Here is a 14,694-nt window from a genome sequence, read left to right as displayed (position 1 = left end):
TGGGTCACTCCGCGACCGTGCGGCGAATGTCGGCGAGCAGCCGGGGCGGGATGCGCGTCGGGCGCAGCGCCTCGCCCGCGGCATCGATACAGCCCACCTTGACCGTGCCCCGGCAACAGAGTTCGCCGTCGGCCTCGCGCACCAACTCCTGGTCAAAGGCCATGCTCGCCCCGCCGATCCGGCTCAGCCGGGTATGGACGTTCAACCGCTCGTTGAAGCGCGCTGCGGCGAGATAGTCGATCTCGACGCGACGCACCACGAACAACACCCCCTCGCGTGCGCGCAGCTCGTCCTGCTCGTAGCCAAGCTCACGCAACCATTCGGTGCGCGCACGCTCGAAGAAGCGGAGATAATTGGCGTAGAAGACCACGCCGGCGGCGTCGGTATCCTCGTAATAGACACGGATCGGCCAGATGAAGCCGGACTGGGCGGGTTGGCTGGATGTGGGCACGGAACTCGAAATCACCGGATGGCTTGATTCTCAAGGACCGGCAGTGTATCGAAAACCGCCGCATCCGGCATCCCGCAGCCGGCACCGACGACCGACCGGCGGCCACACCGACCACCCATCACCCATCGCGCAAGGAGTCATCATGTCCCTCTTATCCCGTCTCCAGGGCCGACGCGGCGAGCACCTCGTCGCCCTCCAGTTCGTGCTCTTCTTCGGCTTCGTCCTCACCCCGAGCTGGAACCCCTGGCTCACCCCCGGCATCCTCGAGGCGATGGCGCCGCTGCGCTGGGCGGTGCTGATCGCGCTCGGCACCTTCGCCATGGTGCTCGGCGCGGTCGGCTCGATGCACATCCGCGACTATCTCACCCCGCTACCCTACCCGGTCGAGCACAACCAGCTGGTCCAGCACGGGATCTATGCCCTGGTGCGCCATCCGCTCTACAGCAGCCAGCTGTTCGCCGCGCTCGCCTGGGTGCTGTTCAGCCTCAGCCTGACGCATCTGGCGATCCTGGTGATCGGCTTCCTCTTCTTCGACTACAAGGCCGGCAAGGAAGAGGGGTGGCTGCGCGAGCGCCACCCCGAGTACGCCGACTATGCCCGCCGGGTGAGCAAGTTCATCCCCTGGATCTACTGATCCGTCGCCGGACGCTCGGCGCTGGCGAGCACGTAGTCGAGTCCGGCGAACACGGTCTCGGGCTCGAGCCACAGCCCGAAGCGCACCGCCGTGCGCAGCGCCGGCGGCAGGGTCGAGAGCCGCTCGGGATTGGCGCGCAGATAGGCGTGCAGCGGGGCATAGACCCGGTCGCGGATCGACTCGACCTCGACCCCGGTGAAGCCGCAGGCACGCAGCCGCTCGGCGTACTCGGCGCGCGGATAGGCGTTCTCTGCCGGGATCGCGAACTTGGTGGCGACCTCGCGCCACGACCACCGCTGCGCCAGCCGCCGCGGCCAGCCCTCGGCCGGCGCCAGCGGCAGGATGTCGGCGAGCACCAGCCGCCCGCCCGGACGCAACAGCCGCAGCGCCTCGGCGAAGAAGCGCTCGCGGGTACGGAAATGGAAGGCGCACTCGAGCGCGACGACGATATCGAACGACCCCGGCTCGAGTCCCGGCTCGGTGGCCGAGCCCTGGCGCAGGTCGATGCGCGCCGACTCGCCGGCGGCGGCCACCCGTTCGCGCGCCAGCGCCACCTGCGAGCCGGTGACATTGAGCCCGACGATGGCCTCGGGGCCGAGGGTGCGCATCCACTGCAGGTCCTGCTCGCCGAAGCCGAAGCCGAGATCGAGCACCCGCTTGCCCGGCGCCATGCCGGCGCGCGCACCGACCAGATCGACCAGGGCGCGGCAGGCGGCGTCGAGTTCGTCGGCCTCGGCCCAGTAGCCGAGGTTGAGATAGTGCCCGCCGGCGGCCGGGGAGTCGGTTCCGAGCAGGTCGTAGACGGCGCTCACCGACAGCCGGCGCAGCGGGTTGTAGATCCAGTCGAGCAGCGCGAGCGCGCGGCGCGGTGGGTTGCGGGTCATCCAGGGCTCCTCGATCGCAGCAGCGATCCATTGGTCTCGATACCGCGCCGCCGGGGGCGGCGCATCAGGGACAGGCGGCGCGCGGCTCAGAGCTGCTCGCGCGGCGCCTCGCAGTGGGTGCCGATACAGCGATAGACCCGCGGACGCGGCCCGGGTGCCATGGCCGCGAGCACCGGCGGCAACGACTCGGCGTCCTCGGGGATGGCAAACACCAGTCGATCGGCGCGATAGCCGCGCTGCGCCTCGCGCCGCCAGCTCGCCAACAGCTCGTCACTGGCGCGGATCACCAACTGCTCGGGTGGGTCGAGCCATTCGTCGAGGGCGCAGAGCAGGGTGGCGTGGGCGTGGGGCAGCCGGCGCATCGCGGTCGCGGCCAGACGCAGCGTGCCCTCGGCGGCGGCGAGATAGCGCGGCTCGCCGACCAGATGGCCGAGACGCTGCAGCGCCAGCGCCGCGACCCCGTTGCCCGCGGGCAGGGTCTCGTCGGCGAGCGGCTTGGTGCGGTGGATCAGGCGTTCGTGATCGTGGGCGGTGAACCAGAAGCCGCCCGCCTCGGGGTCGTGGAAACGCGCGAGCAGGGTCTCGGCCAGCTCGATGGCGAACGCCAGATCAGCGCTCGACCAGCGCGTCTGCAACAGGTCGAGCACTGCGGCGAGCAGCAACGCGTGGTCGTCGAGATAGGCGTCGAAGGCCGCGCGACCGTCGCGATAGCTCGCCAGCAAGCGGCCATCGCGCCACAGTCGCTCACGCACGCAGCCGAGCGCCTGCTCGGCCGACTCCAGATAGTCGTCGCGCTCGAGCACCCGCGCGGCACGGGCCATGGCGCCGATCATCAGCGCGTTCCAGGCACCGAGCACCTTGTCGTCGCGGCCCGGGCGCACGCGCCGCTCGCGCGCGGCGAACAGGGTGGCGCGCGCCGCGCCGAGCAGCGACTGCACCTGTTCGAGGGTCAGCCCCTGGGCGGCGGCCACCGCCGCCGGGGTGAGATGGCCGTGCAGATGCCAGCGGCCCTCGAAGTTCGGCGGACGGTCGAGCCCGTAGACCGCGGCGAAGGGGCGATACTCCGCCTCGGGCAGCAGCGCCCGGACCTGCTCGCGCTCCCACAGATAGAAGCGCCCTTCCTCGCCCTCGCTGTCGGCATCCAGGCTCGAGTAATACCCCCCCTCGGGCGACTGCATCTCGCGCAGCACCCAATCGGCGGTGGACTCGGCGGCGCTGCGAAACAGCTGCTCGCCGGTACAGGCGTGGAGGTCGCAGCAGAGCGCGAGCAGCGCGGCATTGTCGTAGAGCATCTTCTCGAAGTGGGGGATCATCCACTGGGCATCGACGGCGTAACGACAGAAGCCGCCGCCGAGCTGGTCGTTGAGCCCGCTGCGGATCATCCGCTCGAGGCTGACGCGGGCCATCTCCAGCGGTCCGGGCGCATCCTCGCCGGGGCGATCACCGCGCGCCGCGCTACGCAGCAACAGCGCCAGCTCCGGGGCGTGCGGGAACTTGGGCGCGGCGCCGAAACCGCCGTGCCTGGGATCGAAACTCACCGCGAGCTGGTTCAGCGCCGCACCGATCAGGTTGCGCTCGGGGGGGCGTTCGCCGGGCTCGGGTTCGAGCCCGGCGAACGCCTCGACCAGGTTCTCGCCCTGCTGGAGGATCTTGTCGCGCTGTTCGCGGTAGGCGCGCTCGGCCCCGACGAGCAGCTGGGTGAAGGCCGGCAGGCCGTGACGCGACGTCGGCGGGAAATAGGTGCCGGCGAAGAAGGGGCGCAGATCGTGCGGGGAGAGAAAGACGGTCAACGGCCAGCCACCGCCACGACCGTTGAGCAGCTGGTGGGCACGCTGATAGAGCCCGTCGAGGTCGGGGCGCTCCTCGCGATCGACCTTGATGTTGACGAAGGCGCGATTCATCAGGCTCGCGACCTCGGGGTCGGCGAAGGACTCGTGCGCCATCACGTGACACCAGTGACAGGCAGAGTAACCGATCGAGAGCAGGATCGGCTGGTCCTGCTCGCGTGCCTGTGCCAGCGCCTCGTCGCACCAGGGCCACCAGTCGACGGGGTTGTCGGCGTGTTGCTGGAGATAGGGGCTGGTGGCCCCATCGAGACGGTTGCGGCCGCCTGCGGCGGGGGGCGTGACGCTCGGCATGGACTCACCTCTGCTGGTCTGTCGCGATGATTGGACGAACGGGTCCGGGGTCTGTCCTCCAAGAGTGGGAGCACGAGCGCGACCTTTCCATGCCGGCTCGCGCGATCGGCGCTTCTGGTAGTCTTGATGGCCGACATGCGCCGACGGCGGCGTACCGGAGCGAGCGTCAGGGCCGTGCCCGCCCTGTCCCGAGACACGAACGCCGCACCGAACACGCAGACGATCACCAGACAACGGTAGAGCTCCAACGATGAACCCCCAACCCATCCTGCTGCGCAAGGACCAGGAGCGCCGGCTGCTCGCCGGGCATTGCTGGATCTACAGCAATGAGATCGACACCAAGGCGACCCCGCTCAAGCAGCTCGAGCCCGGTCAGGCAATCGAGATCCTCAGCAATCGCGAGCGCTGGCTCGGACACGGCTATGTCAATCCGCACTCGCTGATCTGTGCCCGGCTGGTCAGCCGCAGCCCGGAGCAGCACCTCACCCCGGCGCTATGGATCCAGCGCATCCGCGATGCCCTGGCGCTGCGCGAGCGGCTCTACGAGCGGCCCTACTATCGGCTGATCTTCGGCGAGAGCGACGGGCTGCCGGGGTTGATCGTCGATCGTTACGGCGACCTGCTCTGCGTGCAGATCACCACCGCCGGGATGGAACGGGTGCGCGGCGAGCTGCTCGCCGCGCTCGAGCAGGTGCTGCGCCCGCGTGCGATCGTGTTGCGCAACGACACCGCGGTGCGCGCGCTCGAAGGGCTCGATCAACAGGTCGAGATCGCGCTCGGCGAACCGGCCGACACCCTGGTGCTCGACGAGGGCGGACTGGCGTTCGAGGTCGCACCACTCTCCGGGCAGAAGACCGGCTGGTTCTTCGACCAGGCCGAGAACCGTCAGCGGCTCGGGCGCTACGGCGTCGGCGAGCGGGTGCTCGATGTCTGCAGCTATGTCGGCGCCTGGAGTCTGCGCGCGGCGCATCTCGGCGCGCGCCGGGTCACCACCGTCGACGCCTCGGCCAGCGCCCTCGAACGGGTCGCGGCCAATGCCGCGCGCAACGGCCTGAGCGATCGTATCGAGCCGCTGCAGGGCGATGCCTTCGAGGTGTTGCGCGAGCTGCGCGATCAGGGCGCGCGCTTCGACACCGTGATCCTCGACCCACCAGCCTTCATCAAGCGTCGCAAGGACGAGAAGGACGGCACCCAGGCCTACCAGCGCCTCAACCGTCTGGGCCTCGACCTGCTCGAACCGGGCGGCCTGCTGGTCACCGCATCGTGTTCCTTCCACATGGGCCGTGACGGTTTCCAGCGTACCGTGCAGCAGGCCGCGCGCAAGAGCGCGCGCAGCCTGCAGCTGCTCGAGGTCGGTCAGCAGGGACCGGATCACCCGGTGCACCCGGCGATCCCCGAGACGGCCTATCTCAAGACCCTCTTCATGCGCGCCCTGCCCCACTTCTGAGCAGACCCGGCGACACCGCGCACGAATGTGCGCGGTGTCGAAAAGCACTGTGCATGCAGCGGCGCCGTGCTTAGAATTCCACCCTCGCACCCTCACCTAGCCGAAATCGACCTCTCCACCAGGACCCTGCGATGCCACGCGATGCCTCGTGTCTCTCGTCCAACCCGCCCGGCCCCCAGCGGCGCGCACCCGCAGCACACCAATCGTGGCTAATCCTGTTGTTCATCGTGCTCCTCGCCGGCTGTGCCGGGACCCCCGGGCCGATGCCGGACCAGGCCGATCGCGTCGTGGTGCGCAAGTCCGAGCGCAGCCTCGAGCTGTGGCACGGCGAGACCCTGCTGCGCAGCTACCGGGTGGCGCTCGGCGATGCGCCCGTGGGGCACAAGTTCCGCGCCGGCGACGAGCGCACCCCGATCGGCGACTATGTGCTCGACTGGCGCAACCCGCGCAGCAACTTCTACAAGTCGATCCATATCTCCTACCCCAACGAACGCGACCGCGCCACCGCGCGGCTGCTCGGCCATGACCCCGGGGGGATGATCATGATCCACGGCCAGCCCAACCACATCCGCTCCGAGCAGGTGCGCCGCGAATACGCCACGCGCGACTGGACCGACGGTTGCATCGCGGTCCAGGACGACGAGATGGACGAGATCTGGCGCATGGTGCGCAACGGCACGCCGATCCGCATCCTGCCGTGAGTCGAGACATGCTGGAATTCAACGAGGACCTGGAGACCTCGGCCGACTATCTGCGCAAGGCCATCCCCTTGATGGTCCAGCGCGGCATCCCGCCCACGCCCTACAACTATGCGCTGTGGTATGCCCACGTCCAGGGGCTCAACCCCGAACTCAGCCGCGAGCTGCTCGCCGAGTTCCCGGTCTCCGGCAGCTACAGCGCGAAGAAGAGCGAATCGCTGTTCTTCAAGTACTTCATCAAGAACTATCTGCCCAACAACCCCAAGGCGCAGAACCTGCTCGTCAGTCTGGTCGCCCAGCTCGCCCGCGCGGTGGCCCGCAACCTCGCCGGCTCGCAGCAATACGGCGACTCGCTGCGCGAGGCGCGCCAGATCCTCGACCAGGCATCGGACCCGATGCTGATCCAGGAGACGCTCTCGCAACTGCTCGCCGACACCCGTGCGGTCGAGGGCATGCACCAGGAGTTCCAGGGCGAGCTGCAATCGGCCCGCGACGAGGTCGAGCTGCTCAAGCAGGAGCTCGCCCGCACCCAGCAGCGCGCCCTGGTCGACGCGCTGACCAACATCCCCAACCGCCGCGCCTTCGACCACGCCCTGTTGCGCGCGCTCCAGGACCCGGAGCAGCCGACCTGCCTGCTGCTGCTCGATCTCGATCACTTCAAGCAGTGCAACGACACCTTCGGTCATCTGATGGGCGACCGGGTGTTGCAGATCACCGGTCAGCTGCTCGCCGATCTGCGCGACGAGCAGGTGTTCGTCGCCCGCTACGGTGGCGAGGAGTTCGCGATCATCGTCGAGGGGAGGCTGGAACGGGCCGTGGCGCTGGCCGAGCAGGTGCGCAAGCAGGTCTCGGCGATCCGTTTCCGCCAGAAACCGCCGGCCTCCGGGGTGGGCACGGTGACCACCTCGATCGGCGTGGTCGAGGCGCGTGCGCACGAACGCCCCGAGGAGCTGATCGAGCGCGTCGACCGGGCGCTCTATCGCGCCAAGTCGGCGGGTCGTGATCGGGTGGAGGTGGGAGAGACGCCCGCTGCCGATTGAGCGCCCCGCCACGCCGGGCGGCGTGACGGGACAAGGCCCCGAACGGACTCAGATGCGGAAACGGCCGACCAGGGCCTCGAGTTCGGCGGCGAGCTTGGCCAGCCGGTCCGAGGCGTCGGTGGTCTGCTTGGCGCCCTCGGCGTTGCGGTCGGAGACGTCGGAGATGGAGGTGACGTTGCGATTGATCTCCTCGGCCACCGCGCTCTGCTCCTCGGCCGCGCTCGCCACCTGACTGTTGACGTCATTGATGGTGGCCACCGCCTGGGTGATGGCGTTGAGCGCGGCCTCGGCCTCGGCGGCGCTCTCGCGACTGACCTGGGCATGATCGCGACTCTCGTCCATCACGCTCACCGCGCGACGGCTGGCCTGCTGCAACCGCTCGATCATCGCCTGGATCTCCTGGGTGGAGTTCTGGGTGCGATTGGCGAGGTTGCGCACCTCGTCGGCGACCACCGCGAAGCCGCGTCCGGCCTCGCCGGCGCGCGCCGCCTCGATCGCCGCGTTGAGCGCGAGCAGGTTGGTCTGCTCGGCGACCCCACGAATCACATCGAGCACCTTGCCGATCTCGTCGCTGTCGGCGCCGAGGTCGCGGATCACCGTCGAGGCGTCCTGGATCTCCTCGGCGAGCTGCTCGATGCGTTTCATCGTGCCGGAGACCACCTCGGTACCCGCCTGCGCCGCCTCGTTGGCCTCGCGCGTGGCCTCGGCGCCCTGCTGGGCGTTGCGCGCCATGTCCTGCGCGGTGGCGCTCATCTCGTTCATCGCGGTGGCCATCTGATCGACCTCGGAGCGCTGCCGGCGGCAGCCCGAGTCGGTGATGTCGGTGATCGACTCGAGGTCGCGCGCGGCCTGGGTCAACTGCGTGGTGGAGGCGAGCACCCGACCGATGAGATCGCGGAAGTTGTCCATCATCGCGTTGAAGGCGCTGGAGGCCTGACCGATCTCGTCGCTGCCCTTCACCGGCAGGCGATGGGTGAGATCGCCATCGCCGTCGGCGATACCGCGCAGCCCCATGGTCATCTGGCGCATCGGTCGGGTGACGAAGCGCGAGGTGAAGATATAGAGCAGCAGCAGCACCGGCAGGCTGAGCAGGGTGGCGACGGTGAAGATGCTGATACCGAACCGCTCGACACTGGCGTTGACGTCGTCGAGACTGATCTCCATGCTCACCGCACCGAGCACCGAGTCGACCGGCGGCAGCGAATGACACATGGTGCAGTTCTTGCCGAGATAGTCCTTGCGCACGAACACCGGCGCCACCGAGCGCAGCACGCTGCCGTCCTCCGACAACTCCATGTAGGGTTCGCCGGTCGCGATGACCTCACGCTCGATCTCATCGCGCGGATGCTCGTCCTCGGTACCCGGACCATACTGGTCGGCGACCCCGGGGCCTCGCAGCACCCGCAGGTCGTTGAGGTTGCGCAGCTCGACGATCTGATCGAGGAATTCTGCCCGCTGGGAGATGGTACCGGTGATCATCAGGGTGGTGAGCCCGGCCATGGTCATCTCGTGAAGGGTGTCGGCGAAGGCCGCTGCCTGATCGATGGCGGTCTGGCGCTGCTCGTTGGCGGCCCAGAAGATCATGCCGGTCCAGGCCGGCACCAGGATCAGCCACATGGCGGCCATCAGGCGCACCCAGATCGGCAGGTCATTGATACGTCGCATGTCGGATACCTGTGAGTCCTCGTCAATGGCGGTCGAAATCGGCCACTCTGGAGCGCGTTTGATTTGTTGATGATTGATCGCGACAGGACGGATTCCCCGACAGAATGCACCCACAGGCCACCCATTCCGAACGCCCGGGGCGTCGAGTCTCTCGCCCGCGATCAAGGCCGGTTTCTGCTCCCGGACATCCCCCGTCCAGTCGAACCGCTTGAATCCCAAGCCAGGGCCCCTACTTCGTCGGCAGGCCCCGCCAAGCTCGAACGCATTCTATTCCCTCGCGCGACACGCGCAATCCAGCAACCCGTGACTCTGCACCTAAGCCATACCACACGCAAGGACATGCCACACCGAGTTTGACAGCGGTCAAACAAGCCCTGCAATCCGAATTTTTCTTTCAAAACTGTGAGATGACTCACCACCCCCACACCGTGCCGATCGCACCACCGGGCGATGCCGAGATGACGGCCCAACGGTTGCTTCTGCTACCATTTCGCGCCTCGACTCTCTCCGCCGGATCCAGCCGATGCCCGCAGACGCCCCGCAACCCGCCAACCCCGAGCCCCAGGTAGTCGCCGCCGTCGACCTCGGCTCCAACAGCTTCCACATGATCGTCGCTCAGGTCGACGACGGTCACATGCGCATCACCGATCGGCTCAAGGAGATGGTCCGGCTCGGTGCCGGGCTGCGTCCGGACAAGAGCCTCGACCCCGAGGTCGAGGCCCGCGCCATCGCCTGTCTGGAGCGCTTCGGCCAGCGTTTGCGCAGCCTGCCGCCGGGCACGGTACGTGCCGTCGGCACCAACACCCTGCGCCAGATCAACCCGAAGTGCGGCTTCGTCGAGCGCGCCGAGGCCGCGCTCGGCCACCCGGTCGATGTCATCGCCGGACGCGAAGAGGCGCGACTGATCTATCTCGGCGTGGCGCACGGCCTGGCCGCCGGGGCCGAGCGCCGGCTGGTGGTCGATATCGGCGGCGGCAGCACCGAGATCATCATCGGCATGGGCTTCTCGCCACGGCTGCGCGAGAGCCTGCACATGGGCTGCGTGAGCATGTCGCGGCGCTATTTCGAGGACGGGCGGATCACGGCCCGGGCGATGGAGAAGGCGACGCTCGCCGGCGCGCTCGAGGTCCGCCCGGTGCGCGAGCTCTTCCGCCAGAGCCGCTGGCAGACCGCCGTGGGCACCTCCGGGACCATCCGCGCGATCGCCGCCGTGGTGCGCGCCGAGGGATGGTGCGACGACGGCATCTCGGCGGCCGCGCTGAGCCGGTTGCGCGAGGCCCTGGTCGCACGCGGGCGGGTCGCGGCGCTCGACTTCAAGGGGCTCTCGGAGGAGCGCCGCCCGGTGTTCGCCGGCGGCGTGGCGGTGCTGTGCGCGATCTTCGAGACCCTCGGCATCGAGCACCTGCAGGTCTGCGACTACGCCCTGCGCGAGGGGCTGATCTACGAGATGGCCGGGCGCGACCAGCACGAGGACGTGCGCGAGCGCACCGTCGCCACCCTCTCGCGTCAGTTCCAGATCGACCAGACCCACGCCCAACAGGTGCGCGCCAGCGCACTCGACCTGCTACGCCAGCTCGCCGCGCCCTGGTCGCTGCAGGACCCAACCCACCAGCTGATGCTCGGCTGGGCAGCGCGGCTGCACGAGATCGGGCTGCTGGTCGCCCACAGCCAATACCAGAAGCACGGCGCCTATCTGCTGCGCAACGCCGACCTGCCCGGCTTCACCCGGCGCGAGCAGGCCGTGCTCGCCGCCCTGGTCCTCGGGCACCGGCGCAAGTTCCCCACCCAGGAGATCCAGTCACTGCCCGAATCACTGCGCGAGAGTACCGAGTGGCTCTGTCTGATCCTCCGCCTGGCGGTGCTGATGCGCCGCGCCCGCTCCGGCGAGCGCAAGCCCTGCCCCGAGATCGAGGCCGGCGAGCGCGCGCTCGTGCTGCGCTTCCCCGACGGCTGGCTCGAGGCGCATCCGCTCAACCGGCTGGAGCTCGAGCAAGAGGCCGAACGGCTGGCGAGCGCCGGGTTCTCGCTGCGTTTCGAGTAATCCCGTCGCCGTTCCAACGACGGCCCATCCCGTGATCGGGTTCCTGATAGAATCGGCCGGCACCCATTTGCAGTAATCCACAGGAGGATATGGAACCAATGGCCGCTCTCTTTTCCGATGATTGGATGAAGCAGTTCAAAGACGCCTGGAACGCCGAGCCCGAGGTGCGTGATCGCCTCGCCGAGATCGACTTCAACTCCGTGGTCTATTGCGGCTTCAAGAACGAGGAGACCCCGCGCGGTCTGTTCGTGGTCGAGAAGGGCGAGTGCGTGCACGCCGGCGCCTGGAGCGAGAGCGAACCGGCGGCGAACTGGGACATGCGCGCCGACCTCAAGGACTGGCTGAAGTGGATCGAGAACGGCGTCGGCATGATGGGCCTGGGTAGCGCCTTCGCCACCGGCAAGCTCAAGTTCCTGGTCGGGGACTACAAGGCGATGCTCAAGGATCCGCGCATGGCCAACCCCTTCATCAAGTGCTTCGGCCTGATGCACCAGGTCGACACCGACGAGCTGAAGTAATTCAGTCCGGCGGGCGCGCACCCGCGCCCGCCGCCCTCATCCGAGGGTATAGCCGGCGTCGACCTTGAGGGTCGCGCCGGTGATCAGGCGCGCCCGCGCCGAGGCGAGAAACTCCACCGCGTCGGCCACGTCCTCGGGGCGCACCACCTCGGCGCCGAGCACATGACGCCGTGCCACCGTCTCGGCCATCAGCGCGCGCGCCTCGCCCCACATCTCCGAATCGACCACCCCCGGGGCCACGCCGTTGACGCGGATGCCACGCTCGCCGAGGGCGAGCGCAAGGCGTTGGGTAAGCATGTCGAGTCCGGCCTTGCTGACCGAGTAGCTGGTCGAGGTGCAGCTGGCGAAGGGGTGCCCGGCGCAGGCCGAGGAGAGGTTGATGACCACCGGAGCAGCGCTGTGCTCGAGCAAGGCCGCGACACACTGGGTCAGCGCAAAGGGGGCGACCAGATTGATCTCAAGGGTCGCGCGCCATTGGTCGAGATCGGCCTCCAGGGTGCCGGAGTCGAGGATCACCCCGGCGTTGTTGACCAGCACGTCGAGACATCCGTCACGCGTCCTGATCTCCTCGACCAGCCGCGAGCGAAAGGCCGCGTCGGTCGCGTCCCCGGCCAGCGCCAGCAAGCGCTCGCCAACGACCGCCTCGGGGTGCGCCGCGCGCAGCCGCGCCAGGCGCTCGGGGTCGCGACCGAAGGTGTAGACCCGCGCGCCGAGTTCGAGAAAGCGTCCGACCAGCGCCGCGCCGATCCCCGAGGTGCCGCCGCTGACACAGACCACCCGTGGCGTCGTCGCGCTCATCGCTCGCGCTGTCCGAGGTTGGCGTGGATCAGTGCACCGTTGAGCACCGGCGCGCCGGCGGCGAAGGCCACGGTCTCGGCGATCTCCTCGGGCTCGATCAACCGGTCGAAGGCACTCAGACCGGTGATGGCCGCCAGGGTCTCGTCATTGCCGTCGATCACCCCGCGCAACTGCTCGGTATCGGTGAAACCGGGACAGATCATGCAGGTGTGGACGCCGCGCCCGGCCAGGTCCTGACAGGTTGCGCGCATCATCCCGGCGAGCGCGTGCTTGGCAATGACATAGCTCGCCACCCCGGGCACCGCCTTCTCGGCCAGGGTCGAGCCGATATAGATCACGCTCGAACCGGCACCCATCCGCCCCAGCAACAGCCGGTTGAGGGTGGCGGCGGCCACCAGGTTGAGTTCGAGTACCGCGCGCAGGTGCTCGGCCTCGAGCGCATCGGCGCGATCGGCGTGCATCACCGAGGCATTGTGCACCAGACACACCCGCTCGGCACCGGCGAGCGCCTCCTGCAGCGCCCCGGCACACTGCTCCAGCGCGCCGGGAGCGGCCAGATCACAGGCGAGGTTGTCGACGCCCGCATCCGGGCAGGGACGACGCGAGAGATTGAGTACGCTCCAGCCGTCGACCAGGAAACGCGTGGCGATGGCGCGCCCGATCCCCGAGCTGGCACCGGTGACGATCAATCGATTCATTCTGACTCCCAGGTTGAATAGGCCCACTGCCCGAGCCCCGACGAGACCCCCAGCTCGATACCGCGCACGTCGGCGCCGATCAGCTCGGGGCGATCGCGCAGCCGCGCCAGCAACAGCTCGGCGAGTTCCTCGATGGTCACGTTACGCAACGGCAACAGCAGCACGTCGCGTTCGAGAAAGGGGATGCGCTCGCGATCGAAGCACGCGAACACCATGCCCTCGCCGCGCTCGATGCGCAGGTACGGCGAGAGTTCGGGCAACAGCATGCGTTCGTCAAGCGCGTCGCACAGCTCGCGCAGCACGCGCTTGAGCACCACGTAGTCGAAGGTCATGCCATCGGCGCCGATCCCGGCGGTCACGGCGCAGCGGACCCGAAAGTTGTGTCCATGAAGGTTTTCACGCGCAACGGACGAGAAGATGGTGAAGTGTCCGGCGCTGAAATTCAGATATTCCTTGCTGATCTCGATACGGGTCAGGGGATGCTTTGCCACTGCTTGGGGTCTCCGGCTGGTTGGCGTCGCGCGCCGTCCTCGGGTTGTTGGGTCCATGGCTCCATGTGGGGGCGTCGGCACGGAACACACCCACGCCGCACCGGCACGCGGATCCTCAACGACCCGCGCCGCGCCGCCACACCATGCCCGACCACAGCAACAACGGCAACGACAGGGACAGCACCACCAACTCGAAGACGGGCAGCAGCGACGCCCCGGTGGCGCGTAGCGTCACATGGGCGAGATAGAGCGCGAAGGCGCCGACAAACAGCGCGCCGATCCGCCGCCCGAGCGCCATCCCACCGCGAAACAGCGGTAGGCAGAGCAGCACGACGGCGATCATGATCGGCAGATCGACCAGCAGGGTCTGGCGCGAGATGGCGATGGTCTCCGGCGCGGCCAGGGCGCCGAGCCCGAGCACCGCGAGGATGTTGAACAGATTGCTGCCCAGCACGTTGCCCACGGCGAGATCGCGGTGACCGCGCAGACAGGCGATCACCGAGGTCGCCACCTCCGGCAGCGAGGTGCCGATGGCGACCACCGTCAACCCGATCACCAGCTCGTCGACACCCAGTACCCGGGCGATGTCGACCGCCCCCATCACCAGCAGGCGGGCCCCGATGGCCAGCAGCAGCAGCCCCAGGACGAGCAGTGCGAGCTGACCGAGCAGCGCCCAGGGCGAATGTGGCGCCGTCGTCTCGTCGGCCACGGCGCCCTCGCCGCGCCCCTGGCGGATCGACCACACCAGATAGACCAGCAGCGCGGCGAACAGCAACCCGCCGTCGACCCGCCCCACCCCACCGTCGAGCGCGAGCAGCCAGAGCGCGACCGAGGCGGCCAGCACCAGCGGCAGGTCGATCCGCACCGCGCGACGATGCACCACCAGCGGCGCGGTCAGGGCCGCCGCGCCCAGCACCAGCAGGACGTTGGCGATGTTGCTGCCGACGACGTTGCCGACGGCCAGATCCGCCGCGCCCGCCCAGGCCGACTGCAGCGTCACCGCCAGCTCGGGGGCGCTGGTGGCGAAGGAGACCACGGTCAGCCCCACCACCAGCGGGCTGATCCGCATCGCCTTAGCGAGCGCCGAGGCGGCGCGCACCAGCAGCTCACCGCCGCCGAGCAGGATGATGAACCCGGCCAGGATCAGTAGGGCCGAGAGGATCGACTCGTGCATGAGGGCTCCCTCCCCGG

14 protein-coding genes are annotated in these 14,694 nt (G+C 68.7%); 6 read left to right on the top strand and 8 right to left on the bottom strand.

Annotated elements, in window-relative coordinates:
* Positions 1 to 4: 4 nt before the first annotated feature.
* Positions 5 to 451 (bottom strand): tol-pal system-associated acyl-CoA thioesterase, encoded by a 447-nt coding sequence (gene ybgC / locus EDC29_RS10390; RefSeq protein WP_132229767.1) that lies wholly within the window; start codon positions 449 to 451, stop codon positions 5 to 7.
* Positions 452 to 593: 142 nt separating this feature from the next.
* Between ybgC and EDC29_RS10385 the strand changes: the two genes are divergently transcribed.
* A complete protein-coding gene (locus EDC29_RS10385; RefSeq protein WP_123142153.1) occupies positions 594 to 1,085 on the top strand; it encodes a methyltransferase family protein in 492 nt (163 codons plus the stop codon).
* On the opposite strand, the gene EDC29_RS10380 is transcribed toward EDC29_RS10385, so the two are convergent.
* Together EDC29_RS10380 and EDC29_RS10375 are read right to left on the bottom strand one after the other, a co-directional pair.
* Positions 1,079 to 1,969 carry an SAM-dependent methyltransferase gene (locus EDC29_RS10380; RefSeq protein WP_132229765.1) on the bottom strand — a complete coding sequence of 297 codons (891 nt, stop codon included), beginning with the start codon at positions 1,967 to 1,969 and terminating at the stop codon, positions 1,079 to 1,081. The genes EDC29_RS10385 and EDC29_RS10380 overlap by 7 nt on opposite strands.
* An 86-nt stretch (positions 1,970 to 2,055) precedes the next feature.
* On the bottom strand, positions 2,056 to 4,107 hold the full coding sequence (locus EDC29_RS10375; protein ID WP_132229763.1) for a thioredoxin domain-containing protein: 2,052 nt from the start codon (positions 4,105 to 4,107) through the stop codon (positions 2,056 to 2,058).
* Positions 4,108 to 4,357: 250 nt separating this feature from the next.
* Here EDC29_RS10375 and EDC29_RS10370 point away from each other — a divergent pair, with 250 nt between their 5' ends.
* From EDC29_RS10370 to EDC29_RS10360, 3 genes are all read left to right on the top strand, one after another.
* Positions 4,358 to 5,554 carry a class I SAM-dependent rRNA methyltransferase gene (locus EDC29_RS10370; protein WP_132229761.1) on the top strand — a complete coding sequence of 399 codons (1,197 nt, stop codon included), beginning with the start codon at positions 4,358 to 4,360 and terminating at the stop codon, positions 5,552 to 5,554.
* 227 nt (positions 5,555 to 5,781) lie between these two features.
* The gene (locus tag EDC29_RS10365; protein WP_326491010.1) at positions 5,782 to 6,255 is read left to right on the top strand and encodes a L,D-transpeptidase family protein; all 474 of its coding nucleotides are present in this window, start codon (positions 5,782 to 5,784) and stop codon (positions 6,253 to 6,255) included.
* Between the two features lie 8 nt (positions 6,256 to 6,263).
* Positions 6,264 to 7,292 carry a GGDEF domain-containing protein gene (locus EDC29_RS10360; RefSeq protein WP_123141638.1) on the top strand — a complete coding sequence of 343 codons (1,029 nt, stop codon included), beginning with the start codon at positions 6,264 to 6,266 and terminating at the stop codon, positions 7,290 to 7,292.
* 48 nt (positions 7,293 to 7,340) lie between these two features.
* Here the strand turns inward: EDC29_RS10360 and EDC29_RS10355 are convergent, their stop codons facing one another.
* Positions 7,341 to 8,957, bottom strand: coding sequence for a methyl-accepting chemotaxis protein (locus EDC29_RS10355; protein WP_123141637.1), 1,617 nt, complete (start codon positions 8,955 to 8,957; stop codon positions 7,341 to 7,343).
* A gap of 523 nt (positions 8,958 to 9,480) precedes the next feature.
* On the opposite strand from EDC29_RS10355, the gene EDC29_RS10350 reads away from it, so the two are divergent.
* Together EDC29_RS10350 and EDC29_RS10345 are read left to right on the top strand one after the other, a co-directional pair.
* The gene (locus EDC29_RS10350) at positions 9,481 to 10,998 is read left to right on the top strand and encodes a Ppx/GppA phosphatase family protein (RefSeq protein ID WP_132229759.1); all 1,518 of its coding nucleotides are present in this window, start codon (positions 9,481 to 9,483) and stop codon (positions 10,996 to 10,998) included.
* A 98-nt stretch (positions 10,999 to 11,096) separates the two neighbouring features.
* On the top strand, positions 11,097 to 11,516 hold the full coding sequence (locus tag EDC29_RS10345) for an SCP2 sterol-binding domain-containing protein (protein ID WP_123141635.1): 420 nt from the start codon (positions 11,097 to 11,099) through the stop codon (positions 11,514 to 11,516).
* Between the two features lie 36 nt (positions 11,517 to 11,552).
* On the opposite strand, the gene EDC29_RS10340 is transcribed toward EDC29_RS10345, so the two are convergent.
* From EDC29_RS10340 to EDC29_RS10325, 4 genes are all read right to left on the bottom strand, one after another.
* On the bottom strand, positions 11,553 to 12,314 hold the full coding sequence (locus EDC29_RS10340) for an SDR family NAD(P)-dependent oxidoreductase (protein WP_123141634.1): 762 nt from the start codon (positions 12,312 to 12,314) through the stop codon (positions 11,553 to 11,555).
* The gene (locus tag EDC29_RS10335) at positions 12,311 to 13,012 is read right to left on the bottom strand and encodes an SDR family NAD(P)-dependent oxidoreductase (RefSeq protein ID WP_123141633.1); all 702 of its coding nucleotides are present in this window, start codon (positions 13,010 to 13,012) and stop codon (positions 12,311 to 12,313) included. The genes EDC29_RS10340 and EDC29_RS10335 overlap by 4 nt, the downstream gene beginning before the upstream one ends.
* Positions 13,009 to 13,503, bottom strand: a complete 495-nt coding sequence (locus EDC29_RS10330) for a 6-pyruvoyl trahydropterin synthase family protein (protein ID WP_123143026.1) — start codon at positions 13,501 to 13,503, stop codon at positions 13,009 to 13,011. Before EDC29_RS10330 ends, EDC29_RS10335 begins: the two co-directional genes overlap by 4 nt.
* A gap of 115 nt (positions 13,504 to 13,618) precedes the next feature.
* Entirely contained in the window at positions 13,619 to 14,677 is a 1,059-nt protein-coding gene (locus EDC29_RS10325) for a calcium/sodium antiporter (protein ID WP_123141631.1), read from the bottom strand.
* Positions 14,678 to 14,694: the final 17 nt, after the last annotated feature.

It is taken from the genome of Marichromatium gracile (genome assembly GCF_004343155.1).
In the GTDB taxonomy this organism is placed as follows: Bacteria; Pseudomonadota; Gammaproteobacteria; order Chromatiales; family Chromatiaceae; genus Marichromatium; species Marichromatium gracile.
The sequence above is the reverse complement of the archived record's forward strand: the minus strand, read 5'-3'. Positions and strand labels throughout refer to the sequence as shown.